This window comes from Bradyrhizobium sp. LCT2 (assembly GCF_009931255.1).
Taxonomy (GTDB): Bacteria; Pseudomonadota; Alphaproteobacteria; order Rhizobiales; family Xanthobacteraceae; genus Bradyrhizobium; species Bradyrhizobium diazoefficiens.
The window spans coordinates 3388030-3412578 of the sequence record NZ_CP034432.1 but is presented as its reverse complement, the minus strand read 5'-3'; the positions used below and the strand labels follow the sequence as shown (position 1 = coordinate 3412578).

Annotated in this window: 24 protein-coding genes and 2 pseudogenes; 8 read left to right on the top strand and 18 right to left on the bottom strand. The window is 64.9% G+C overall.

All coding sequences use genetic code 11. From position 1 onward, the window contains the following. The 3 genes from puuE to EI171_RS16505 all read right to left on the bottom strand — a co-directional run bounded on the left by puuE (position 1) and on the right by EI171_RS16505 (position 1719). Entirely contained in the window at positions 1-936 is a 936-nt protein-coding gene (gene puuE, locus EI171_RS16515) for an allantoinase PuuE (RefSeq protein ID WP_110116809.1), read from the bottom strand. Further along, positions 937-1350, bottom strand: a complete 414-nt coding sequence (locus tag EI171_RS16510; protein ID WP_011088906.1) for a DUF3830 family protein — start codon at positions 1348-1350, stop codon at positions 937-939. It abuts the gene before it with no gap. Positions 1351-1440: 90 nt separating this feature from the next. Beyond that, positions 1441-1719 carry a hypothetical protein gene (locus EI171_RS16505; protein WP_038966722.1) on the bottom strand — a complete coding sequence of 93 codons (279 nt, stop codon included), beginning with the start codon at positions 1717-1719 and terminating at the stop codon, positions 1441-1443. Positions 1720-1721: 2 nt separating this feature from the next. Between EI171_RS16505 and EI171_RS45710 the strand changes: the two genes are divergently transcribed. Continuing rightward, complete coding sequence (locus EI171_RS45710; protein WP_236842105.1) at positions 1722-2180, top strand: hypothetical protein; 459 nt, start codon at positions 1722-1724, stop codon at positions 2178-2180. Between the two features lie 1008 nt (positions 2181-3188). Here EI171_RS45710 and EI171_RS16495 read toward each other — a convergent pair. Further along, positions 3189-3569, bottom strand: coding sequence for a hypothetical protein (locus EI171_RS16495; protein ID WP_161534006.1), 381 nt, complete (start codon positions 3567-3569; stop codon positions 3189-3191). A gap of 291 nt (positions 3570-3860) precedes the next feature. Between EI171_RS16495 and EI171_RS16490 the strand changes: the two genes are divergently transcribed. After that, entirely contained in the window at positions 3861-4109 is a 249-nt protein-coding gene (locus tag EI171_RS16490; protein ID WP_027546509.1) for a DUF2798 domain-containing protein, read from the top strand. A gap of 89 nt (positions 4110-4198) precedes the next feature. On the opposite strand, the gene EI171_RS16485 is transcribed toward EI171_RS16490, so the two are convergent. The 3 genes from EI171_RS16485 to EI171_RS16475 form a co-directional block, all read right to left on the bottom strand. Further along, on the bottom strand, positions 4199-5986 hold the full coding sequence (locus EI171_RS16485; RefSeq protein WP_011088910.1) for a chloride channel protein: 1788 nt from the start codon (positions 5984-5986) through the stop codon (positions 4199-4201). Positions 5987-5998: 12 nt separating this feature from the next. Further along, the gene (locus EI171_RS16480; RefSeq protein WP_202633153.1) at positions 5999-6652 is read right to left on the bottom strand and encodes an L-fuculose-phosphate aldolase; all 654 of its coding nucleotides are present in this window, start codon (positions 6650-6652) and stop codon (positions 5999-6001) included. A gap of 169 nt (positions 6653-6821) precedes the next feature. Next, complete coding sequence (locus tag EI171_RS16475; RefSeq protein ID WP_110116810.1) at positions 6822-7448, bottom strand: MarC family protein; 627 nt, start codon at positions 7446-7448, stop codon at positions 6822-6824. 144 nt (positions 7449-7592) lie between these two features. Between EI171_RS16475 and EI171_RS16470 the strand changes: the two genes are divergently transcribed. The 4 genes and pseudogenes from EI171_RS16470 (at position 7593) to EI171_RS44765 (ending at position 11293) form a co-directional block, all read left to right on the top strand. Beyond that, positions 7593-8162, top strand: a complete 570-nt coding sequence (locus EI171_RS16470) for a ferritin-like domain-containing protein (RefSeq protein ID WP_161534004.1) — start codon at positions 7593-7595, stop codon at positions 8160-8162. Positions 8163-8350: 188 nt separating this feature from the next. Continuing rightward, positions 8351-8734: an Hsp20/alpha crystallin family protein gene (locus tag EI171_RS16465; protein WP_011088914.1), complete on the top strand. Its 384-nt coding sequence runs from the start codon at positions 8351-8353 to the stop codon at positions 8732-8734. A gap of 8 nt (positions 8735-8742) precedes the next feature. Further along, positions 8743-11132 (top strand): annotated as a pseudogene (gene lon / locus EI171_RS16460) (endopeptidase La). Between the two features lie 5 nt (positions 11133-11137). Then, positions 11138-11293, top strand: a complete 156-nt coding sequence (locus tag EI171_RS44765) for a hypothetical protein (RefSeq protein WP_166466033.1) — start codon at positions 11138-11140, stop codon at positions 11291-11293. A gap of 71 nt (positions 11294-11364) precedes the next feature. Here EI171_RS44765 and EI171_RS16455 read toward each other — a convergent pair whose 3' ends face one another. The 7 genes from EI171_RS16455 to EI171_RS16430 all read right to left on the bottom strand — a co-directional run bounded on the left by EI171_RS16455 (position 11365) and on the right by EI171_RS16430 (position 17983). Beyond that, entirely contained in the window at positions 11365-11667 is a 303-nt protein-coding gene (locus EI171_RS16455; protein ID WP_008139488.1) for an HU family DNA-binding protein, read from the bottom strand. A 344-nt stretch (positions 11668-12011) separates the two neighbouring features. Continuing rightward, positions 12012-13244, bottom strand: a complete 1233-nt coding sequence (locus tag EI171_RS16450) for an acetyl-CoA C-acetyltransferase (protein WP_028174390.1) — start codon at positions 13242-13244, stop codon at positions 12012-12014. Between the two features lie 262 nt (positions 13245-13506). Beyond that, positions 13507-14970, bottom strand: a complete 1464-nt coding sequence (locus tag EI171_RS16445) for a GH1 family beta-glucosidase (RefSeq protein ID WP_161534002.1) — start codon at positions 14968-14970, stop codon at positions 13507-13509. A gap of 161 nt (positions 14971-15131) precedes the next feature. Further along, positions 15132-15539, bottom strand: coding sequence for a hypothetical protein (locus EI171_RS16440; protein ID WP_028174388.1), 408 nt, complete (start codon positions 15537-15539; stop codon positions 15132-15134). A gap of 61 nt (positions 15540-15600) precedes the next feature. Next, a complete protein-coding gene (locus EI171_RS44760; RefSeq protein WP_165448169.1) occupies positions 15601-15768 on the bottom strand; it encodes a hypothetical protein in 168 nt (55 codons plus the stop codon). 151 nt (positions 15769-15919) lie between these two features. Next, positions 15920-16837 (bottom strand): SDR family NAD(P)-dependent oxidoreductase, encoded by a 918-nt coding sequence (locus EI171_RS16435; protein ID WP_246740560.1) that lies wholly within the window; start codon positions 16835-16837, stop codon positions 15920-15922. Between the two features lie 72 nt (positions 16838-16909). Further along, a complete protein-coding gene (locus EI171_RS16430; RefSeq protein WP_028174386.1) occupies positions 16910-17983 on the bottom strand; it encodes an alkene reductase in 1074 nt (357 codons plus the stop codon). A gap of 104 nt (positions 17984-18087) precedes the next feature. On the opposite strand from EI171_RS16430, the gene EI171_RS16425 reads away from it, so the two are divergent. Further along, positions 18088-18963, top strand: coding sequence for a LysR family transcriptional regulator (locus tag EI171_RS16425; protein ID WP_060908389.1), 876 nt, complete (start codon positions 18088-18090; stop codon positions 18961-18963). Positions 18964-19047: 84 nt separating this feature from the next. Here the strand turns inward: EI171_RS16425 and EI171_RS16420 are convergent, their stop codons facing one another. The 4 genes and pseudogenes from EI171_RS16420 to EI171_RS16405 form a co-directional block, all read right to left on the bottom strand. Then, on the bottom strand, positions 19048-19281 hold the full coding sequence (locus EI171_RS16420) for a hypothetical protein (RefSeq protein WP_027546492.1): 234 nt from the start codon (positions 19279-19281) through the stop codon (positions 19048-19050). Further along, positions 19278-19577, bottom strand: coding sequence for a hypothetical protein (locus EI171_RS16415; protein WP_028174385.1), 300 nt, complete (start codon positions 19575-19577; stop codon positions 19278-19280). The genes EI171_RS16420 and EI171_RS16415 overlap by 4 nt, the downstream gene beginning before the upstream one ends. A 126-nt stretch (positions 19578-19703) precedes the next feature. Beyond that, positions 19704-22177, bottom strand: a pseudogene (locus tag EI171_RS16410) (TonB-dependent receptor). Between the two features lie 148 nt (positions 22178-22325). Next, entirely contained in the window at positions 22326-23684 is a 1359-nt protein-coding gene (locus tag EI171_RS16405; protein ID WP_060908392.1) for a histidine kinase, read from the bottom strand. Between the two features lie 208 nt (positions 23685-23892). Between EI171_RS16405 and EI171_RS16400 the strand changes: the two genes are divergently transcribed. Next, complete coding sequence (locus tag EI171_RS16400) at positions 23893-24513, top strand: response regulator transcription factor (protein ID WP_027546488.1); 621 nt, start codon at positions 23893-23895, stop codon at positions 24511-24513. The last annotated feature ends 36 nt before the right edge of the window (positions 24514-24549 follow it).

Below are 24549 nucleotides of genomic sequence, written 5' to 3'. Positions count from 1 at the left end.
TCACCCGATCTCGAAGGCGTCGGCAGCAAGATGCGCGTGCTTGTCGTGCCAGTGCTGCGCGATCTGGAGCCGCGTCGGCACCCAGACGCGCTCGTGCTTGCCGATGTAATCCAGGAAGCGGATCAACCCCGCGGCCCGGCCCGGCCGGCCGGCGAGGCGGCAATGCAGCCCCACCGACATCATCTTCGGCGCGGTCTCGCCTTCGGCGTAGAGCACGTCGAAGGCGTCCTTCAGATAGGTGTAGAACTGCTCACCCTCGGCAAAGCCCTGCGGGTTGATGAACCGCATGTCGTTGGCGTCCAGCGTATAGGGAATGATGAGCTGCTTGCCCCCGGCGCCCTTGACCCAATAGGGCAGATCGTCGGCATAGGAGTCGCAGAGATAGAGGAAGCCGCCCTCCTCCATCAGGAGGCGGTTCGTGTTGATCGAGGAGCGCCCGGTGTACCAGCCGAGCGGCCGCGACCCGGTCGCCTCAAGGTGGACGCGGATCGACTCGACGATCTCGGCGCGCTCCTGCGCCTCGGTCATGTCCTTGTGCTCGATCCATTTCAGGCTGTGGCTGGCGATGTCCCAGCCGGACTCCTTCATCGCGGCGACGATTTCCGGATTGCGCTTCAGCGCGGTGGCGACGCCGAACACGGTGGTCGGCCATTTGCGCTCACTGAACATCCGCCACAGCCGCCAGAAGCCGGCGCGCGAGCCATATTCGAACATCGATTCGATATTGGCGTGGCGCTGGCCCGGCCAGGGCTGCGCGCCGAGCACGTCGGACAGGAAGGCTTCCGAGGCGCGATCGCCGTGCAGGATGTTGTTCTCGCCGCCTTCCTCGAAATTGACGACGAACTGCACCGCGACCCGCGCGTTGCCCGGCCATTGCGGATGCGGCGGGTTGCGGCCGTAGCCGCGGAGATCGCGCGGGTAGCGGGTATCAGTCACTCAGACTTCCTCGAAGCGGATCGGCAGCGCGCCCTTCCACAGCACGCTCTTGCCCAGCGTCGCCAGATTCTCCAGCCCCGAGGTCACCGTGATGAAGTGATTGCCGGCGAGCTGGCCCATCTTGCTCGCGAAGCTCACGCCGCCATAGGCCATCAGGATCTCGGTCTCGCTGATGCCGCCGGGATAGAGGATGATCTGGCCCGGTGCGGGATAGCTGGTGTGGTTCTCGTAGCCGACGCCGAAATCGAGGTCGCCGAGCGGCATCCACACCGCCTCGCCGCTCCAGCGCACGTGGATGATGTGGCTTTCGAACGGCATAGCCTTGCGGAACGCGGCAACGGTCTTGGGCGCCAGTTGCTCCTCGAAGCGAGCATCGAAGGTATAGTCGCCGGCACGGATAACGAGTTTGCTCATCTCATCTCTCTGGATCGGGGGCTAAAGGCCCCACGGGGAACTTTCAAGCAAAGAGCATTCCATCGGGCTTCGCGCAAGGGGCGCGGCCCCTCACCTGCGGTCGTAGGACCAGCCGAAAATGCCGCTCCGCCGCGTCTCCGGCTCGGGCTCGGCGGCAGGCGGCGGCGCCTCCTTGAGTTCCGCCTGCGGCGGGGGTGGAGGCGGTGCGGGAAGGTTCTCGCATTTCATCGAGTAGACCAGCTTGCCGTCCGCGGTCCGCCCGATCGGCGCGCAGGGGTCCGGATGCGCCGCCGCACTCTTCGGAGTGAGCTTGACCTGCGCCGCGGCCGGCGAGGAGATCAGAAGAAGGACCAGCAGATATTTCGACATCGTTGTCGCCTGAAAACCAATTCGCCCCATTCAACCGGATTGCCGGGGGCAAGTCCATCGGGCCCAACCGGCCGATTGCCGAATATTTAGCCGGGACCAAAAAATTTGCTCGCCGCAACGTGATGGCTGCGCTTCCGATCGTGAGGCCGGCGCTGCTGATATTTGGCAGGGCCCATCGCCATGTCAGCCGCGACGACGAAATCATGTCTCACAGCCGGAGCGTCGTCACGGGAGAAACAACGATGCAAAAGACTTTCGCCATTCTCGGCGCAACGCTGATTGCCGCCGCCACCATCCAGACCGCCGCAGCCAGCGACCGCCACCACGCCCGCAAGGCGCAACCGGCTCCCATCACTCAATCGGTACGCGACTCCAACGCCGCACTCTGGCCGTCGCAGCCGACCGCGCCCGACTGGTCGCGCTACGCCAACGGCGCCATGTCGGCGCCGGCGGGACGGTGATGCTGGAAGCCTAGCGCGATAGAGCGCAAATGCTTCAATGCCGTCATTGCGAGGAGCTCGCGACAAAATTGCGAAGCAATTTTGCGCTGATGCGACGAAGCAATCCAGACCGCCTCCGCGGAAAGACTCTGGATTGCTTCGCTGCGCTCGCAATGACGGAGCGAGACGCATCGGCGTCATCCTCTAACTCGAGTCCCGACTCGCAGACACGCCTTCCCGTCCTCGCGGCTTAATTCGCCCGAGCTTTGCTTCGTCGCTCCACCCTCATTAGCCAAGAGGGCGCAGGGAAGGCCGGGTGCTGACCTAGCACCCGCGGTCCGCTGCGCGAAAGGTAGCGCAAAAGAACCGCACAGCAGCATACAGGTGTAGCCAATCACTCGGCCTTCCCTGCGCAGTGGTTGGACGGCTTATGCCGTGCTCTCCCGGGAGCCGAGTTCGTTCTGGCCTCCCTCGCTCTCGCGAAAGTCGCCGGCACCGCGCCGGTTGACGCAACTGCCGCATTCGCAAGAGCTTGACCGTAGCAACGACGGCCAGGACCACACGGTTCTGCCGTACGCACGGCTCGCTTGCTCGCCGCAGTTTTCCCGGCCCTGTCGACGGAGCCGGAAACTTATAGGCGAGACGAACCTGACAGCGCCGCTCATCCAGCGCGAAGTCCTGGGCTCACGGAGAGCAATCCGCCCTGCCCTTGACCTCTCGCGCCCGACGCTGCCGCGTCCACCGCAAGCCCGGCTCGCGAAACGTGACGACACAAGATCGCCCCTCAAGGATGAGCCGGGATGGGCGACACATACGGCATTTCCGAATTTCGGTAAAGTGGAATATTTTTGCGCAAGTGGATTGACAGCTTCGCAGGTGTTTTGCCCGTCGGGCAAGATCTCGTAGCCCGGATGAGCGAAGCGACATCCGGGGTCTTGCCACGCGCTACAGCGGTCCCGGGTATCGCTGCGCTCACCCGGGCTGCGACGAAACAGCTATGGCGAAAACAGCCGACTAATACGGCTGATATCAGTAGCCCGGGTCGTAATAATAGGGACTGCCGCCGTAATAGCCCGGACCGCCATAGTAAGGACGCCGCCCATAGTAATAGTGGTCCTCATAATAGTCGCGGCGTCGCTGCTCGGCGATCACCCCGCCGATGATGCCCGCCGCGGCGCCCATGAAGGCGAGGCCCGCCGCGTTCGGCCCGCGTCGATAGTAGCGGTGGCGGCGTGCTGCGCTGAAATCAGTGACGTCGGAGGAGGCCTGACCTGCCTTCGCGGACGCCGCCTGTGCCGGCCCCAGGGATGCCGCAGCCGAGGGCGATACCGAGGTTGCGAGCAGCGCCAGGCCTGCGCACGCGGCCAGGACGGTGTTGCGGCCGGCTGCGGAAATCATGAGTCTGCTCATTTTGACCTTCCTCTGCTTTCACTCAAACACATCGATGCAAACCGTCGGTAACGCGCAAAGCACTGAAATGGTTTCGTGATCGCGGCAATCTGCCACGCCTTGAACGATTATAAACCGAACCACCTGATCCAGCTTGCGCCACGCAACCTGAGCGGATAATGAACAGCCGCGCCGTTTTTCGGTCGCCGTAAGCGTTTCACGTGAACCAACGCATCAACCGACGCCGTCGGGATCGATGCCATTTGCAGGGTTCAACGTGACTGACGCGTCCTTTTCCGTAAGAGAAACCAGATGATTGCGGTTCGCAAACTGCCGGCGCGCTATGCGCCGATCGTGATGCCCTTTGTACTGTCCATCCTCATGACAGCGGTGGTGTCGGTCATTTCGACGCTACGAAGCCTCGGCGCAACGCCGGCCTTCCTCGCGACCTGGCCGGGCGCCTGGGCGCTGTCATGGCTTGTCGCCTTTCCAACGCTGCTGATGGTGCTGCCACTGGTCCGCCGGATCGTGGCCTGCGTCGTCGCGTCTCCATCGCAATGATCCGGAAACGCGCCTAGCGGCCTTCCGAAAGATCACGCTCAAACACCAACGTGAAGCGCGATGACGATTCACTCCGATCTCATCCCGCTTTACGACAGCGCCCCGAGCACGCCGCGCGTGGCCTTGTCGATCTCCTCGACATAGCGGCGGCGGGCGAAATTCTCGGTGAGGAAGCCGACCACCTTGCGGCTGTCGGTGGAATCGACCACCGCCAGCATCTCGGCTTCCGCTTCGTCGAACACCGCCATCGCCGACTTCACGTTCATTTCCGGGATCAGCACGATGTCGATCAGGCGGGCGAGCTCGATCACCTGGATGTCGTCGGCGATGGTGTCGAGGTCGCTGGAGAACAGATCGGGCAGCAGGACGAGGCCGATATATTCGTCAGCATTGTTGACGATGACGACTCCCGGCCGCGAGCCCAGCACGAATTCGCGGCGTACGGCGGCGATCGTCGTGGTCGACGGGACCTTGCCGACGTCGGAGCGCATCAGCCGCTCGACAGTCAGGTTGCGCAGCCAGCCGACGTCGTTGGCGCTGCGGATGGTCTCGCCGCGCAGATGCAGGCGCCAGGTCGAGAAGGAGTGGCCGAACATGAAGCGGACGCAGATCGAGGTCACGATGCAGCCGGCCAGCACCACGGCGGTGACGTCGACATTGCGGGTCATCTCGAGCACGAGGAACGACATCGTCAGGGGACCGCCGACGATTGCGACGCCGAGCGTCGCCATGCCCGTCAGCATCGCCACCAGCGGATCGATCACGAAGTTCGGGCTGATCAGCAACAGCACCGCGGAGAAGAACTTTCCGATCAGGCTGCCGACGAACAGCGAAGCGAAGAACAGGCCGCCGCGGAAGCCCGAGGCGAGCGAGATCAGGCAGGCCGTCACCTTCAGGGCGATGATCAGCGCGATCAGGCCGATCGTCATGTCGTGAAAGAGATCGAGCACCATGGCGCCGTGGCCGGCCGCCAGCACCTGCGGCGTGACGATGGCAAAGCCGCCGACGACGAGGCCGCCCATCACCGGACGCAGCCAGACCGGCAGCCAGGCGAACAGGCGCTCGAACATCGGCGAGGAGCGCATCACGGCGATGCCGACGCCGCTGGTGATGAGGGCGAGACCGATCAGTGCCAGGTACTGCTCGACGCCGACGGCGCTGACCTTCGGTATCTCCAGCGAATACGGCGCGCCGCCGAGCCATTGCGCGGTCAGCGCACCTGCGAGCGAGGCCGCCAGGATCGGGGCGGCGCTGCCGACCGAATAGACGCCGACGATCAGCTCGCAGGCGTAGAAGGCGCCGGTGATCGGCGCGCCGAACGCCGCGGCGATCGCGGCGGCCGCACCGCAGCCGACCATCAGGCGCAGATCGTTGCGGCGCAGATTGAAGAACTTGCCGAGCAGCGAGGCGATGCCGGAGCCGATCTGCGTATAGCCGGCCTCGAGGCCGACCGAGGCGCCGCAGCCGTTGGAGATCAGCGTCTGGCTCGACACCACCAGGCTGTCGCGCATCGACAGATTGCCGCCGCGCAGCGCATTGGCCTCGATCGGGTCGACCGCGCTGGAGATCTTCATCCGCCGCCGCGACCATTCCATGATGCCGAGCGCCAATCCGCCGAGCGCAGGCGCGATCAGCGCCGCCCAGGGGCTGACCCTGGCGTTGGCCGACAGGCGGACGTCGACGGGAATGCCGTAGATGACCATATGGGCAATCTGCGCGATCTCGGCCATCAGCGTCACGATGGCGCCGGCCAGCGTGCCGATCACCAGTGCGAGCGGGATCAGGTAGAACTCGTTGCTGCGCAAGAGCGCGCGCAGGCGAACCATGAGGCGGTTCGATCCCTTGCGATCGGCGAGATGTCTGATCCGCACGAACACCTTCTGCCCGCCCTACCCTTCCGACATGCCGTAGCCGGACATGCGCTGGCGCACGCGTTCGATCTCGGCGCTAGAGAGCAGCGGCGGTTTCCCGATCTGGAGGCAGCCGTGATATTGCCGCGCCAGGGTCTCGACCTCGACAGCGAGCCACATCGCCTTGTCCAGCGTCTTGCCGATCGCGATCATGCCGTGATGGTCGAGCAGGCAGGCAAGCCGCCCCTCCAGCGCCCGCACCGCATGTTCGGACAGTTCCTCCGTTCCGAACGTGGCATAGGGCGCGCAGCGGATGCTGTCGCCGCCTGCGGCCGCAATCATGTAGTGCACCGGCGGGATCTCCATGCCCATGATCGCCAGGATGGTGCAATAGGTCGGATGGGCGTGGACCACGGCGTTGACGTCGGGCCGGGCCTTCAGGATGTCGCGGTGGAAGCGCCACTCGCTGGACGGCTTCTGATCGGGCGCGTGCGAGCCGTCCATCGCCATGAACACGATCTGGTCCGGCGTCATGGCCTCATAGGGCACGCTGGTCGGCGTGACCAGCAGCCCGTTCACATGCCGGACGCTGATATTGCCTGATGTGCCCTGGTTGATGCCGAGCGCATTCATGCGGCGGCAGGCGTCGATGATGGCCTGTCTCTTGGCGAGCTCGTCCACGGTCATCGACATCCCGATTTCATCTCGACTTCTTGGCGATGGGCGTTTGTCAGACCGGAAGTACGTCAAAGCAATATGGCAGCGCAAGCGAAAGCGACCGGACTGCCTGTCGTCTCGCCGGCCGGTCCGGCGCGGCACGAAATAGACCGTAAAATCAACGGATTAACGGATCGTCGCAATCCTACGGCAGGCTCGCCCGGACGGCCGCGATGCCGTTGATCACGAACTGCACGGAATAGGCGGCGAGCAGCATGCCGAGCACGCGCGAAAGCACGGCATTTCCGGTGCGCCCGAGGGTGCGGGCGATCAGGCGCGCGGACAGAAAGCACAGCATGCAGAGCAGGCACACCGAGAGGACGACCGCGATGATGATCGCGAGCCGCGCCCCGTAGCCGGCATCGCCCGTCAACAGCAATGTGGTCGCAATCGCGCCGGGACCGGCCATCATGGGGATCGCCAGCGGAAACACCGCGACATCGGACGCGTGCTCCGAGGTCGCCTTGTCGGCCTCGCGGGCCTCGCGATGCGGGCGGTCGCCGAAGATCATCTGGTAGGAGACGCCGAACAGCAGCAGCCCGCCGGCGATCTGGAACGCGGGGATGCCGATCCCGAGCTGGCGCAACAGCCAGTTTCCGACCAGCGCGATCACCACCAGGATCGAGGCTGCGATCAGCGGCGCGCGCAGCGCGATCGTGCGCTTGACCGTGTCGGGCATGCCCCCGGTCGCGGCCAGGAAGGCCGGCGCAAGGCCGACGGGATCGACCACCAGCAGCAGCGTCACGAAGGCGGACAGGGCGAAGTCGAGCATGCGGCTGGGTCTCGCGCGAGGTGGGGCCGCAATCCATAACGGCTCGACGCGGCCTTCGCGAGGAACATTTGCCCTCGCAGAGTCTTGGTCGCGCGAGGATTGAGGAGGGCCTCGCCTTCCCGTGTCGCCTCAAGAGGAGGATTTATGGCCAAACGAGCAAAGAAACGTGCGAACGCGAAAAAGTCCGCGGCGCGCCGCCCGCGTCAGGCGCCGAAGATGTTGAGCGACCTGTTTCTGGAGACGCTGAAGGACATCTATTACGCCGAGAACAAGATCATCAAGACGCTGCCGAAGATGGCGAAGGCGGCTCACTCCAAGCAGCTGTCCGCCGCCTTCAACAAGCATCTGCGCGAGACGCAGGGCCAGGTCAAACGCCTTGACCAGATCTTCAAGATGCTGGGCAAGCCCGCGCGCGGCAAGCCCTGCGAGGCGATCAACGGCATCACCGACGAGGGCGCCGAGATCATGAAGGATTTCAAGAACGCCCCTGCCCTCGACGCCGGCCTGCTCGCCGCGGCGCAAGCCGTCGAGCACTACGAGATCTCCCGCTACGGCACGCTGCGCACCTGGGCCGAGGAGCTCGGCATGCCGGACGCCGCCAGGCTGCTCCAGGCGACGCTCGATGAGGAAGAGGCGACCGATCACGCCCTGACCGAGCTCGCCACCTCCGTGATCAACCTCGAAGCGGAAGAAGAATACCGCGCCGCCGCCTGATCGGCGCGCCCCGGCCCAACTGTTGCCTACGACGCCGCGGAACATCTCCGCGGCGTCGCAGCGACTGATTGCAAGGGCCTCCTCGGGTTCGAGGGGACAGGCATGCTCCAAACGCGCGATGCTGGAATTTTGGGGAACCGTCCCCATATCCTCGTTTTCCAACCGCAGCGCCTTCCCCGAGTTTTGCCATGCAACCCAAAAATCCCCTCGACTGGATGCTGTCCGAAGCCCTGGACTCGCTGACCCGCGCCGAACGGCTGCGGCAGCAGTTCGGCCGCCAGGAAGCCTGCTGGGAGCCGCCGATCGACGTGCTCGAAACCGAGCATGAGCTTTTGATCCTGGTCGCGCTTCCCGGCGTCAATCCCGACAATGTCGAGACGGTGATCCATGACGGCGCGCTCGTCATCTCCGGCCAGCGCACCCTTCCGCCGGAGCTTCGCAACGCCCGCATCCACCGGCTCGAGCTGCCGCAGGGACGTTTTGAGCGCCGCATTGCATTGCCCCTTGGCCGCTACGCCATCAGCCGCTTCGTGATGGACGGCTGCGTCGCGCTGCGCCTCGCCAAATCCTGAGGTCGATCATGGCCACCGAACAGATGAATAACGCACAGACCAATTCCACCGAGTCCGACGTGAAGATCCCCGACGACGCACTGATCATCATCCCCGTGCGCGAGATGGTGCTGTTTCCCGGCGCCATCGCGCCGATCGCGATCGCGCGGCCGAAGTCCGTCGCCGCCGCGCAGCAGGCGCTGCGCGAGCAGCGGCCGGTCGGCATCGTCCTGCAACGCAGCCCGGAGACCGAAGAGCCGGGGCCGGACGATCTCTATCGGGTCGCGACCATCGCCAACATCGTGCGCTACATCACCGCGCCCGACGGCACCCACCACATCGTCTGCCAGGGCGTGCAGCGCGCGCGCATCCTCGACTTCCTGCCGGGGACGCCGTTCCCGGCCGCGCGGATCCAGCAGATTCCGGAGCCGACCACGACCTCGCCCGAGATCGAGGCGCGCGCGCTGAATTTGCAGCGCCAGGCGATCGAGGCGATCGAGCTGCTGCCGCAGGCGCCGCCCGAGCTGGTCGCGATGTTCCAGAGCACCACCGCGCCCGGCGCGCTGGCGGACCTGGCGACGTCGTTCATGGACATCAAGCCGCAGGACAAGCAGGAAGTGCTGGAGACCATCGACCTCTCCTTGCGGGTCGAGAAGGTGTCGAAGCACCTGGCGGAGCGGCTGGAGGTGCTGCGCATCTCCAACGAGATCGGCCAGAAGACCCGCGCCAGCTTCGACGAGCGGCAGCGCGAGGCGATCCTGCGCGAGCAGATGGCGACCATCCAGCGCCAGCTCGGCGAAGGCGACGGCAAGGCGGCCGAGGTCGCCGAGCTGAACGCTGCCATCGCCCAGGCCAAGATGCCGCCGGAGGCCGAGGCGCACGCCAAAAAGGAGCTGCGCCGCTACGAGCGCATGCCCGAGGCCGCCGGCGAAGCCGGCATGGTCCGCACCTACCTCGACTGGCTGATCGAGCTGCCCTGGGCGCTGCCCGCGGAGAAGCCGATCGACATCAAGGAGGCGCGCCGCATCCTGGATGCCGATCATTTCGGCCTGGAGAAGATCAAGAGCCGGATCATCGAATACCTGGCGGTGCGCAAGCTCGCCCCGCAGGGCAAGGCGCCGATCCTGTGCTTCGTCGGCCCGCCCGGCGTCGGCAAGACCTCGCTCGGCCAGTCCATCGCACGCGCGATGGATCGCCCTTTCGTGCGCGTCAGCCTCGGCGGCGTGCATGACGAGGCCGAGATCCGCGGTCACCGGCGCACCTATATCGGCGCGCTGCCCGGCAACATCATCCAGGGCATCAAGAAGGCCGGTAGCCGGAATTGCGTCATGATGCTGGACGAGATCGACAAGATGGGCCGTGGCGTGCAGGGCGATCCTTCCGCCGCCATGCTGGAGGTGCTCGACCCCGAGCAGAACGGGACGTTCCGGGACAATTACCTGGGCGTGCCCTTCGACCTGTCGCGCGTTGTCTTCATCGCGACCGCCAACATGCTGGACCAGATTCCGGGTCCGCTGCTGGACCGCATGGAGCTGATCAGCCTCGCCGGTTACACCGAGGACGAGAAGCTGGAGATCGCGAAGCGCTATCTGGTGCGGCGGCAGCTCGAGGCCAACGGCCTGACGGCCGAGCAGGCCGAGATCGAGCCGGACGCGCTGAAGCTGATCGTCAAGGGCTACACCCGCGAGGCCGGCGTGCGTAACCTCGAGCGCGAGATCGGCAAGGTGTTCCGCCATGCTGCGGTGCAGGTCGCCGAAGGCTCGGCTGCGAAGGTCGTGGTGACGGTGAAGGACATCGCCACCGTGCTCGGCCAGCCGCGCTTCGAAGGCGAGATCGCGCAGCGCACCAGCATCCCGGGCGTGGCCACCGGCCTCGCCTGGACGCCGGTCGGCGGCGACATCCTGTTCATCGAGGCCTCGCGCGTGCCGGGCCGCGGCGGGATGATCCTGACCGGCCAGCTCGGCGACGTCATGCGCGAGAGCGTGCAGGCGGCGATGACGCTGGTGAAGAGCAGAGCCAGCCAGCTCGGCATCGATCCGCAGCTGTTCGAGAAAAGCGACATCCACGTTCACGTCCCGGCGGGCGCAACCCCGAAGGACGGACCGAGCGCGGGGGTCGCGATGTACACGGCGCTGACGTCACTGCTCACCAATCGCACGTGCGCAGCGACACCGCGATGACCGGCGAGATCTCGCTGCGCGGCCTGGTGCTGCCGGTCGGCGGCATCAAGGAGAAGGTGGTGGCCGCGGCCGCCGCCGGCTTGAAGCGGGTGATGCTGCCGGCGCGCAACAAGCGGGACTACGACGACATCCCGAAGAGCGCGCGGGACAACCTCGAATTCATCTGGCTGGAGCGCGTCGACGAGGCCATCGCCGCAGCGCTCGAGCCGACCGAGGCCAAGGTCGAAGCGGCGGAGTGAATGCGATGAAGAAACTGCTGGAAAGAGCGAAGAAATCGCGCAAGACGCAGCGGCTGCGCCAGTTGCTTGATCGCGCCATCGACGGGGTTCGCGATGCGCTGGCGGGACCCGAGCCGCGGCTTCAGCCGGTCCCGGTCCGGGTCAAGCGCCGCAAAGGCTGAACCCCTCCGTTTCAGCCCTCGCGGTCGTCGAACACAAAAGGCCCCCTCTTTTCGAGGGGGCCTTTGCTTTATCAGGCCACGGCGTCCTTGGCAGCCTTGACCGGGCGGGCGCGGACGATCTTCCGGGCCGGCTTGGCCTTGAACATCATCTCTTCACCCGTGAACGGGTTGGTGCCCTTGCGCGCCTTGGTCGCGGGCTTCTTGATGACCACGAACTTGGCGAAGCCCGGCACCAGGAACAGGCCGTTCTTCTTGAGCTCCTTGTGACCGACGTCGGTCAGCGTCTCCATGACGCTCTTGACGTCGCGCTTGGAAAGCTCGGTGGCGGTCGCAATCTTTTCGATCAACTGCGATTTGGACATTTGGGCTGGCATCGTGTCTCCTCTGATTCGTTGCCGGTTGCATATTAGACCAACCGGCGAAGGCCTAGAGCCTTCTGCACAGTTATGTCGCGATTTTACGGGCTTTTTTGGCCCCCTGTGGCAAAAAACCCTGCTTTTTAGCTACTTCCGGAGCCGGAGGAGCCTCGGGCAGCGGATTTTACCTTGTTTCAAAGGCCCGCACGCAGCCTTGCTAAAGCTGATTCGCTGCTTTCGACAAGCGACGACCGGCCTCTTTGTGCGAGGAGGGGTGCGTTTCACCCTGGAAAATAAGGGTCGGATTGCACCGCAGCCGCTCCCTCTCCCCGTTTTTGCGGGGAGAGATGAGGAGGCGTCGGCTAGACGCGCTCGATAATGATGGCGGGCGCCATGCCGCCGGCGGCACACATGGTGACGAGACCGCGCTTCAGGTCGCGCCGCTCGAGCTCGTCGAGCACGGTGCCGATCAGGATCGAGCCGGTCGCGCCGATCGGATGGCCAAGCGCGATCGAGCCGCCATTGACGTTGACCTTGGCGCGGTCGAGCTTGAGGTCGCGGATGTATTTCTCCGCGACCACCGCGAAGGCCTCGTTGATCTCGAACAGGTCGATGTCGTCGATGGAGAGGCCCGCCTTCGCCAGTACCTTGCGCGTCGCCGGCACCGGCGCGTTCAGCATCAAGGTCGGCGAGTCCCCCATGTTCGCCATCGCCACGACGCGGGCGCGGGCTTTAAGGCCATGCGCCTTGGCGTAGGCGGGCGAGGCCAGGAGGATCGCGGCGGCGCCGTCGACCACGCCGGAGGAGTTGCCGGCATGGTGCACGAAGTCGATGTTCAGATCAGGATATTTTTGCAGGATCAGGCCGCGATAGGTCGTGCCCTTGTCGTCGAGCGCATAGTCGGCAATGGCGGGGAAAGCCGGCTTCAGGCTGCTGAGGCCTTCCATCGTGGTCTGTGGCCGCGGATACTCTTCGTGGTCGAGCGCGAGGCTGCCGTCCTCGCGATGAACGGGCACGAGGCTCTTCTTGAAGTGCCCGTTCGCGATCGCATGCGCGGCGCGCTTCTGGCTCTCCAGCCCGAGCGCATCGACGTCCCGTCGCGTGATGCCTTCCATGGTCGCGATCGCATCGGCGCAGACGCCCTGATGCGACTGCGGATGCCGCGCACGCAGGCGCAGATTGCCGCCATCCATCATCATCGGACCGCCGCCGCGGCGTCCTTCCATCGACATCATCTCGCAGCCGCCGGCGATGACGAGGTCTTCGGCGCCCGCCATGATCGAGGATGCCGCCATGTTGACGCTGGTGATGCCGCTTCCGCAGAAGCGGTCGAGCGTCACCGCGCTGGCGCGCACGTCGTAGCCGGCATCGAGCGCCGACATCCGGCCGAGATCGCCGCTTTGCGTTGCGACCTGCGCGCTGCAGCCCCAGACGATGTCGTCGACGTCGGCAGTATTGATGTCGGTGCGATCGGCGAGCGCGCGCAGCACGGTTGCGCCGAGTTGCTGCGGATGAATGCCCGAGAGCGCTCCCTTGCCGGCCTTGCCGACGCCCCGCGGGGTGCGGCAGGTATCGATGATCAGCGCGTCAGCCATTGGCGTTGTCCTCTTGTTATGAGTGTTGAGAGGCGTTGTGAATCAGGGGGAGAGTTGAGTCAATGCGCGGTGCCTCCCCTTCGCCTCTCCCCGCTTGCGGGGAGAGGCCGGATTTTACGCGCAGCGGAAAATCCGGGTGAGGGGGAGCTTCGGCAAGGACGGTGACAGATGGACTCGCGGAGAGTCCCCCACCCGGAATTTGCTGCCGCAAATTCCGGCCTCTCCCCGCACGCGGGGAGAGGCGAAGGCACCGAGACCGCAGCTAAACCCCCGCCGCGTTCCTCGCGATCACGTTGCGGTAGTAGTTCGCGCTGAGCTTTGGCGTACGGACCTGGGTGTCGAAATTGACGTGATAGAGCCCGAAGCGCTTGCTGAGCCCGAACACCCATTCAAAGTTGTCCATCAGGCTCCAGAGGAAATAGCCGCGCACCGGCACGCCTTCGGCGGTTGCGCGCTGGAGCTGGGCGAGATAGTTGCGCAGGTACATGATGCGGTCGGTGTCGTAGATCTTGCCGTCGGGCGTCACCACGTCGTCACCGGAGGTGCCGTTCTCGCTGATGTAGATCGCATCCGTCTTCCAGATCTTGGCCGCCAGCTTCGGCACCCAGTAGATCGTCTCCGGCGCGACGCGGAGCCAGTCCGAGTTCATGTGCGGAAAGGATTTCGGGATCGGCAGCGGCATGAAGCCGGCGCCCTGGTCGGATGGCACCACATAGTTCTGCGGCGCGTAGATGTTGAGGCCAAGGAAGTCGACCGGCGAGGAGATGATCTTCAGCTCCGCGTCGGTGTATTTCGGCGCATTGGCGCCGGCGTATTTCAGGAAGGCCTCGGTGTAGCTGCCGGTCATGATGACGTTGAGATAGCCGGCATTCATCTCGCGTAGCGCGATCTCGGCGGCGCGGACATGCTCGGGCGTGTCGATCGCGGGAACGCAGACGTCGATGTTCTCGGCAGGTCCCACCCTGGTGCCGCGGCGGCCATGGGCGCGCACTGCCTGCACCGCGAGCCCATGCGCGAGCGCGCTGTTGTGCCTGACCTGGTTGACCTCTCCTTGCGGCAGCGTCACGCCGGGCGCATCGATGCCGAGCCCATAGCCGAACTGCACGAAGCGGCCGCTCTCGTTCAGCGTGAACACGTTCTTGACGCGGTCGGTCAGACGCTCGGCGACATAGGCGGCATAGTCGCCGAAGATCTTGCAGGTCTCCGTCGAGCGCCAGCCGCCGAAGCGGTCCTGGAGCGATTGCGGCAGGTCCCAATGATAGAGCGTCATCCACGGCTCGATGCCGTTCTTGAGCAGCTCGTCGACCAGGCGATTGTAGAAGTCGAGGCCCCCGGGGTTCGGCTTGCCGTCGCCGTCGGGAAACACCCGCGGCCATGCGATCGAGAAGCGGTAGGCCTTGCAGCCAAGCTCCTTGATGAGCGCGATATCCTCCTTGTAGCGGTGATAGTGCTCGTTGGCGCGATCCCCGGTCGAGCCGTCCTCGATCTTGCCGGGGATGCGGACGAACCTGTCCCAGATCGAGGCCCCTCGCCCGTCCTCGTTGACGGCGCCCTCGACCTGGTAGGACGAGGTCGCCGTGCCCCAGAGAAAGCCTTCCGGAAAGCCGCTGTCGCGCGAGGCCGCGGCCGCCGGCTTGGCGTCGGCGCCGTCCAGAGGGTTTGCGATTGCCGCCGCGGACAATCCCGCCAGCGCGGCAAACTGGCGACGCGAGACCTTGTCCGACATGTGATGCTGCCCCCGGGATGATGCTGGTGCGGCGGCACAATGACCGGTCGCGGGCGGTTTGAGAAGCGAGCTTTGAGGAAGGCCGGATGCAGAATTGCGCCGCCCGGGGTCGCGACATAAGGATGCGGGCGACCCGGCCGGCCGGCGAAGCGCTCCCGCGATCAGCGCGAGCGCTTGGGAAGCTTTGGAAGCTTGCGGGGATTGAACGCAGGGAGCTGTCCGGCTTGTTCAGGCGCCGCCGGCTTCTGTTCCGTCAGAATGAGCGTTCCATGGAGGATCATTCCCGGCACTTGTTGCGCCGTCGCCGTGTAGGTCGCGATCTTGCCGGGGCAGTGTCCCTCGATGTCCAGCGTGAGTTCATCATCGACGCCGAAGACCGTCGCACGTCCATCGGTATGACGTTTCGTCAACACGGTTGCGGTGAAGCGATCGCCGTCGACCTTGCAGGAGCCGTGATACGTCATCAGGCTGTCGCGGCCCCAAATCTGGCCGTCTGCGACATGGACGATACCCGTCCCCTGATCGAGGGGCGTCTTGTACCACGCCGTGTAGGTGCCATCCTTCAGCATGGGAGCCGTCTCCCCTGGTAGTCCCCCGCAAACAATCCGCATGATTAGCGCTAAGAAAGCGTTAATCGCGCGGCCCGTGCCAATCCGGTCGGTCCCTGCGCAGCTCGGCTTCAAGATCCTCGATGATGCTATGAAGCAGACACGCGGCAAGCGGGTCGGTCACTTCCCGTTCCAGATGCCGATAACGCGCGATCCGGGATTCCTGCTCTCTCAACTGGTGCTCTGTCATCAGACGGGCCCTCCGGCAAACCGACGCGCAGACAGCCAAACAGTTTCGTTAAAATTTTCGGATCATTTGCCATGGTTTCCGGTCCGTTAAGAGGGCGTCAGGCTTTACCCGCGCGCGGCATGCGGCAGTCAGAGCCAAAGACGCACGCCGGTCATGTCCCCGCTCCCTCACCTGCCCGGCCGGCCAACGCGCGGCTGACCAAACGGTCGGACGCCCCCATCAGGGCGGCCGCATAGGACGGCTCGCTGGCTGACGGGCTCGGCAGGATGGCCTCCGCCCTGTTGTTGAACATCGCGCCGCTGCGGCCATTGAGGTCGCGCGACACCAATAGCGGGACCAGCCGCGCGGCGTATGTATCCGGCTCGATCATCATAAAGCTGGTCAGCCATTCCACGACGGCGACAAGCGCGCGCGACCCGAGCAGATTGGCGCGGATGTTGGTCCTGACGAAGCCGGGGTTGAGGCCGAAGACATCGACGTCGGGAAAACGCCTGGCGGCCTGAAGGACAAGCACCTCGTTTCCGGACACGGTGTTCGAGTGTGCGGAGAAGCGCCTGTAACCTTGTTCCGAGTTGAGGTCGTCGACATCGGCCTTCTGCTCCGTGCCCGGAAATCCCATGACGAAGATGCGGGACCTCAGGTCGGTCCTCGTCCGGTCCTTGCCGAGACGCGGTGCGATCTCGTTCAGGATGACGAGGCGGCTCAAATAGCTGACGGCAAGATCGCGTTCGATGCCTTCGGGTGTCACCTCGCGTTTGGGGCCGGCCATGATGCCGGTCGTGAAGACGACGATGTCGATGTTTCCGGCGGGCAGCTCGGCGCCGATCCGCCTCGCATCCCGCATCGAGCTCAAATCGGCCCTCAAGAACGTGATGCGCGGCACCTCCTGATCGCGGAAAGTCTGACCGACGACCAGGACATTCGCGCCCTTCGCCGCAAATTGATGGCTGAGCGCGCGACCGATGCCGCCGGTGCCACCGATCACCGCGACATTCAGTCCGTTGAGCCGGAGGCTTTCGAGCGGCGGCGGAGTGACATTCTGGCTCTTGTCCAATTCCACGCGTTTCATTGCAGGTCTGCCTTCCGCAAGCATTGATGAAGAACAGCGGCCGCACCACGAATGCGGTACAGGACCGATGACTCAGACGGCCGCAATCGCGTCCAATGCGGGATAGTCGGTGTACCCGCGGGCGGTGCCGCCGAAGAACGTCGTGCGATCGGCCTCGTTCAGGAGCGCGCCGGATTTCAGGCGCGCGATGAAATCGGGATTTGCCAGGATCATCTGGCCGTATGCTTCCAGATCGGCCAGTCCCGCAGCGACGTCGGAGCCGATGCGATCGCGCGGACGCCCCGGCCTGTTCACGATCAGCTTGCCGCGCCACAGCCTGCGCAGATCGGCCAGAAGGCGCTCGTCGCCCTGATGCATGATGTGAAGGTAGGCGAGCGAGAGCTTGTCGAGCTCGCCGACCAGATGGCGATACAGATCCGGTCCTTCGGCGCCTTCGTCGATGCCCCACATCGTGATGCCAGGCGACAGGCGGATCGCCGTCCTGTCCGCGCCGATCTCCCCGGCGATGGCGGTGGCCACCTCGATGGCGAAACGTGCGCGATTTTCGATGGAGCCGCCATATGCGTCGGTTCTTGTGTTCGCGCTCGGCGCAATGAACTGCTGCACCAGATATCCATTGGCGCCATGGATCTCGACGCCGTCAGCCCCCGCCGCGATGGCGTGGCGCGCGGCGTCGCGGAAGTCGGCGACGGTCCGGCGCACGTCATCGGTCGCGAGCGACCGCGGCTGCGGGATATCCTGCATGCCCTTCGGCGTGAAGATCGGCGTATCAGGCGCGATCGCGGACGGGGCCACACCCTGCCGGTGATGCGGCGTGTTATCTGGATGCGACATGCGTCCGGCATGCATGAGCTGGATGAAGATATGGCCGCCCTTGCCGTGGACGGCGTCCGTAACCTTGCGCCAGCCGGCGACATGTGCGGGCGTGTAGATGCCCGGCGTTGTCATGTAGCCCTGCCCGTCATCGGATGGCTGCGTACCCTCGGTGACGATCAGTCCAACCCCGGCGCGCTGCGCGTAATATTCGGCGGCGAGGCCGCCGGGAACGCCATCGGCATCGGCGCGCGACCGCGTCATAGGCGCCATGACCAAGCGGTTCGAAAGCTCAAGTCCACCGATGCGGACGGGACTGAATAGCGAGTTCATGGCGGGTTCCTTCTCGAAGACGACTGAGAAGGGAGATGGACCCTCCACCCAATGGAATAAATACCGTATAATGGATCAGATTGATCCATATATGGGATAATTACATGGAGCTGTTGAACGACATGGCGCTCTTCGTGGAGGTCGTGAAGGCCAGGAGTTTCCGAGGCGCAGCCGCGACGCTCGACATGCCCAACTCGACCCTGTCGCGACGGATCAGCCTGCTCGAGAAGGAAATCGGGTTGCGCCTGCTGAACCGGACGACGCGCAGGGTCGAATTGACCGAAGCCGGCCAGCTCTATTTCGAGCGCTGCAAGCGCATCGTCGACGAGGCGCGCCTGGCGCACGAGCAACTCGGCGAGATGCTGGCGCGGCCGAGCGGACTGCTGCGCGTCTCACTGCCGGTGGACTTCGCCAACACCTATCTGGCCCCGCTGATCACCGAATTCGCGCAGCACTATCCCGGTATCGATTTCGAATTCGACCTGACGCCGCGGCGCGTCGATCTGGTTTCCGAGCCGTACGATCTGGCGATCCGCATCGGAGAATCCGCGGCGTCCCACATGATCGCACGGCCGCTCGCCCGCCTGCACGGCAATCTCTACGCCTCGCCGCGCTATCTCGAACTCAACGGCGAGCCGCGCGAACCGGCCGATCTTGCACGCCATCAATGTCTCTGTCAGACGAGGGTGAGCACATGGACGCTGCACAACGGAACGCAAACGGTCGAAGCCGAAATTGCCGGCCGTTTCCACCTCAACAGCATTGGCATGCTCCGCCGCCTCGCGACGCTCGACATGGGCATTGCTTTCACGCCGCAGGAAATCGTCGCCGACGAAGTCGCATCCGGCCGGCTGCGCCGCATTCTACCGCAATGGCGGGGCTTGCCCATGACCATCTACGCCGTGACCGAGACCAGACTGCTCCCCGCCAAGACGCAGCGCTTCATCGAGTTTCTGCGCGAACGGCTGAGCCGGGGGTAGATCGTGCCGCTCCAACCTCCCGTCTGCAGATCGCGCGTCGAGTTCACGCTTGCGAAAGATTGAGGCCCAAGCGAATCCACGATGTCACGGCACGTCGCCGGCCTTGCGACTCCCGCCGATGCTGTGCGGCTTGTTGAGGAAGAACTCCCGATTGCCGAGAGCCGCCTCCGCGTATTGATCGATCGCGACCTGGATGGCCTCGATGTGCATCCGGCACCAGCCTTCGTAGCAAGACAGGCGCCGCGCATGATCGAGCGCCTTCAGGAATTCCGGCGGCTCCTGCATGTCGGAGAAGTAGGTCGGCCTCTCCCCCTTCATGCCCGTGCCACCTCTCGCGGCGGGACAAGACGGCGCTTCTCGGCATGGACGCGCGGCGGCGTCGGCCGCCGGCGGGGAATGAAGAGGCTGGCGACGACAATCGGGTCGGTGTCACCAAGGGCGGCTCGCTCCTGGACGAGCCCGCTCATCACCGTGCGCATCTTCATGACCTCGTGGGCCACGAAAGTGCAGTCCTCGTCCCGGTTGATCTGTTCATGCATGATCGCTTCAGCCTCACGCATGCTGACACGTAACGCTCTGATGACTCTACGGATTTCGCTGATGCGGTTGTCCATGGCTCGCTCCCTGGCTGGACGGCCAGCATAAGAACAAATCATGAACATTGTGTCAATCGGCCTAAGGTAGAACAGGTCGGTGCCGACACCCCATCACGAGCCTGGCGAAAGGTCGATCCGCCGAACTCAGAATGTCACCCGCATCCCCGCATAGAACGCGCGCGGCCTTGCCGGGCTCAGCGAGCGCGGGTCGGTGAATTCTGCGCCACCATTGGTGAAGTTGGGCAAGGCTTCGCGGTCGAAGAACTGTCCGTAGGTCGCGTAACGCTTGTCGAAGATGTTGTCGACCTTGCCATAGAGCTGGATGTTCTTCGCGACCTGGTACGAGGTGTGGAGATTGAACACGTGTAGGACGGCAGCTTCGAATACTGGTTGGACTCGTCGCCGACGAAATACTGGCTCGAGACGAACAGCGCATTGCCGCCGACCTTCCAGACGTCGGTGACGTTGTAGTCGATGCCGACCTTGACCCGGTGGCGCGGGATCGCGGGAATCTGGTCGCCGGGCAGGACCTGGATGGTCTCGGTCACGGGATCCCTGAACGGACTTTCGGAGCCGAGCTCGAAAGCGTCGAGATAGCGTGCGTCGACGAACGCATAGCTCGCCTGGAACTGGAGCGTGGGCGATTTGATGTTGACCTCGGCCTCGAGCCCCTGACGCCGCGTCCTGCCGACATTGGTGAAATAGCCGAAGCCGGTGCGTCCGACCGCAGGAACGGCGACGATGTCGTCATAATTGGTGGCGCGGAAGCCGCCGATCTTCCATCCGAGCGTACCGATGTTCAGTTCCTTGGTGCCGCGCAGACCTGCCTCCATGGTCTTGGACACGACCTGATTCAGCGGCGGGTCCGAAACCAGAAACGCCGCGAGCAGGCAGGGCCTGACCGGGTCGGCGCAGCCGAGCTCGAGCGGCGTGGGCACGCGGTTGGCCTCGGAATAGCCGGCATAGGCGGTCAGCTCCGGCGTGATCTTGTAGGTGCCGCCGATCACCGGATTGAAGCGGGTGAAGGTGTGATCGCCGTTGAGACTGGTGCCGAGCTGATCCTCCAGCGTGATGCACGCCACGTTGAAGCGGCCGCCGCCGGTGATGGCGAGCGCATCCGTAACGTTGAACGTGTCCATCGCGTAGAGGCCGTTATATTGATTGACGGTGCGCAGCGAGACCGGACCTGCGACGGTGTCAGGTACGCCTGTCGGTCCCAGGAAGAGGCCGCTGCCGCTGACGACGTAGTTTTCTCCCATCGTGCCGATCTCGGCGGTCGCATTGTAGCGCGTGGCACTGGCGTCGTAGCTTGTGCCCATCACGAAGCGGTTGTCGTGCCCGAACAGTTGATCGGTGTTGGTGGCCTGCCCCGACACGCCGAAGCTGGTCGACCGTATCGAGCTGCGGTCGATCTCGCCGAGGATCGTTCCCGGCGCAAAAGGATTGGCGAGCTGCACGCCGTTGGTACCGTTCGCGGGCGTGGTGTCATTGCCGAAGCAAAGCAGCGTTGGATCCGCACCGCATTCCTGCACATCGGTCGGGTTGCCGTCGACCAGCTTCTGCTCGTATCTGCGCAGATGCGCGGTGCCTTCCAGCGTCCAGGTCGGCGTCGCATCGACCTTTCCGGTGAAATTGAGATAGCCGACGCGGTTGCTTGTGGTCTGCGGCGTCGTGTAGGTCGCGCCCCAATACTTGTCGAGCAGCTCGGCCGGAACGGTGGCGCTGGCCCCGAAATCGTTCTTGGCGATGCCCATGTTGGCGTGGAATTCGCTGTCGCCGGCCTTGTAGCCGACGTCGCCGTAGAAGCGCCGCACGTCGGATTGCGAGAAATTGCGGAAGCCGTTGTCGTGCAGGCCTTCGAGCGCGGCGTAGACGCCGTAATTCTTGTCGACCTGCTTGCCCCATTGCGCCGAGCCCTGGATGCGGCCGAACGAGCCGCCCATGACGTCGAGCTCGGCCCCCTGATAGGTGAAGCCGTCCTTCATCTGCAGATTGAGGGCCCCGCCGAGCGCGTTGAGGCCGAAGGCGGGATTGTTGGTCACCAGCGTCACCGACCTGATCGCGGCGGTCGGGATCAGGTCCCAGTTGACCGCGTCCGAGAAGGCTTCGTTGATGCGGACGCCGTTCTGGTACACGGCAAGGCCCTGCGGCGTGCCCGTCACTGGCGAGGCAACGAAGCCGCGGAATTCGACATCCGGCTGAAACGGATTGCCGGTGACTTCGGTGATATTTACGCCGGCGATGTTGTCGCGCAGCGCGTCGGTGACGTTGAGCGAGCCGGTCCGCTTGATCTGGTTGGCATCGACGGCGTTGATGGCCGACGGAACCTTGTCGACATCGAGACCCCTGCCGGTGCCCGGCGCGGTCGGGTAGACGTAGATGCGTGTCTTGGGGCGGCTCGACGACGATGCTCCTGCTTGCGCCACCGGCCGCGACGGCACGTTGCGCTTTGTCGTCGCGGGCGGCGGCGCCGCCACCTCGACCGGCGGCAGGTTCTGAACGTTGGTCTCCTCATTCTGCGCGGCCCCGGCAGGGCCCGCAACGACCACCCCCGACAGCAGCCCCGTCGAAACCGAGGCCATCAACAAATGACGCTTGAACCAAAGACGCTTGACCATCCCAGCCTTCCCATCCGTGACCACCGGCTGTTTTGATTTTCGCCGTTTGGTCGAGACGAGTGTATTCGGCACAAGCTCACGCGCCAGCCACAAAAGATCGGGCAATATCCGCACCCGTTTTCCCGACCAAATCGGGAATTTTTCCCGATCAGGCCGCCGCCGTCGGCACCAGCGCCTCGACGGTCAAGCCGCCGTCGCCGGAGACGACGTTGAGCGTGCCGCCCAGCGCCAGAATCCGCTCGCGCATGCCGACGAGGCCGAAGCCGAGCTTCTGGCCTGGCTCCATGCCGCGGCCATTGTCGCTAACCCGCACCAGGGCACAGAAGCGGCCATCGCGCGTGAGCTGCTCCGCCGGCTCGATGACGACATTGACCGTGGTCGCGCCGGCATGACGGAACACGTTGGTGAGCGCTTCCTGCACGACGCGGTAGATGGTGAGGTCGGCGGTCTCTCCGGTCGCCCCGAGCCCGGACGCGATCGTGGTCTGGATCGTGACGTCGGGATGCGACTCCCGCCACAGCCGCGACAGCGATTCGAGTGCCTGGCCGAGGCCAAGCTCGGCGAGACCGACGGGCCGCAGCCGCTCCAGCACGCGGCGGGTGAATTGCTGGAGCGCGTTGATCTGCTCCAGCATGGCGCTGCCGTGTTTTCGCACGGCGTCCGCGCTCGGCGCGCGTCCATCCGCCTGTTTCGCCAGCGCGCTGGCATGCGCGCGCAGCGAAAACAGATACGGCCCGAACTCGTCATGCAGCTCGCGCGCGATCTCCTTGCGCTCCACGTCCTGGAGCGACACCGCGCGCTCGGCGAGCCGCCGCTTGTCCTCGACCGCCTCACCGAGGGTTGCCGCAAGATGGTTGAGCTTGGTGCAGATCGCGGCGAGCTCGGGCGCGCCGCCCGGCGCGACGCGCGCCTCATAGTGCCCGCCCTCTAGCTCGGTCATCGCCTCCGCCAGCGACTGGAGCGGCGCCAGCGCCCGCCCGACCACCGTCATCATCACCAGGAAGAGCGCGAGCGCGATCACCGAGCCGACCTCGAGCTGGGTCACGATGCCGTCCCATATCTCGGCGATCTCGTCGTCCGGATGCGAGGTGATCCGCAGCGAGCCGGGCTTGCCATGGATCGAGACGGGCACGCTGACCGCGGTCTGGTCGGGATGAACCAGGCTGACGAACCAGGCCGGCGGCCCGCGCGTGTCGTCATCGGCGTCGGGCCGGGGCGGCGTCAGCGGGTTCCCGCCGGAATCATGAAGCGCGATGCTGACATGACGCAGCCGGCTGAGATCGCGCGCGATCTGGTTCAGCCTCGCATCCGGATCGGGCGCCTCGTTCAGGTCCGCCACGATCATCTCGATGAACTCGCGCGCGAGCCGGATCACGCTCTGGTCCTCGGCCTGCACCCGCGGCCCCGCCTCCGTGACCTGGCGGCCGATGTTGACGGCGAGCCCCAGCGCCAGCAGAAGCGCCAGCAGCAGGTTGATGCGCGCGCGCAAGGATAGATTTTGCCACATTGGTGTCGCCTGTGCCTCGCGAAGCTTGACCCGCACCTGTCCGATGACGTTGACAGAGGCGAAGCGCCCGATATCTAATCGAAAGCGTACAGCAATCCCGGCCGGGTTGCATGAGGCGGCATGAGACGCAGTGGCTCTCCTGTCGGTATCATGCGGCGCAAAACAGGCAAGTTCAGTCACAGGGAACGCGCTGTCGCGGGGAACGCCTATGCGCATTCTGATCGTCGACGATCATCCCATTGTTGCCTCCGGCTGCCGTGCCGTGCTGGCCGACGAGGGCGAGATCGAGATCCTGGAGGCCGCCGACGCCGAAGACGGCGAGTGCGTCTTCATTGTCGAGCGCCCCGACCTCTGCGTCATCGACATCAACCTGCCGACCGTCTCCGGCTTCGAGCTGGCGCGCCGCATCCTCGAGCGCGCGCCCGAGGCCCGCATCATCATGTTCAGCATGAACGACGACCCCGCTTTCGCCGCCCGCGCGATCGAATGCGGCGCCAAGGGCTACGTCTCCAAGACCGGCGACCCCGACGATCTCGTCGAGGCGATCCGCACCGTCGGAAGCGGCGGCACTTATCTTCCGAGCGCGATCGCGCGCAGCATCGCCTTCGCCGGGCCGGCACTGGCGCAAAGCCCGCTGTCCAAGCTGAACGCGCGCGAGATGGAGATCCTGCGGCTGCTCAGCGCCGGAAAGAGCCTGTCCGAGATCGCCTGGCTGGTGCAGTCGTCCTACAAGACGGTCGCCAACACCTCGTCGATCATGCGCCAGAAGCTCGGGGTCAAGACCTCGGTCGAGCTGGTGCGGCTGGCGATCGACAGCGGCGTCGCCTGACGCGCGGGCAGCCGCCACAAATTCGGTCACACAAGC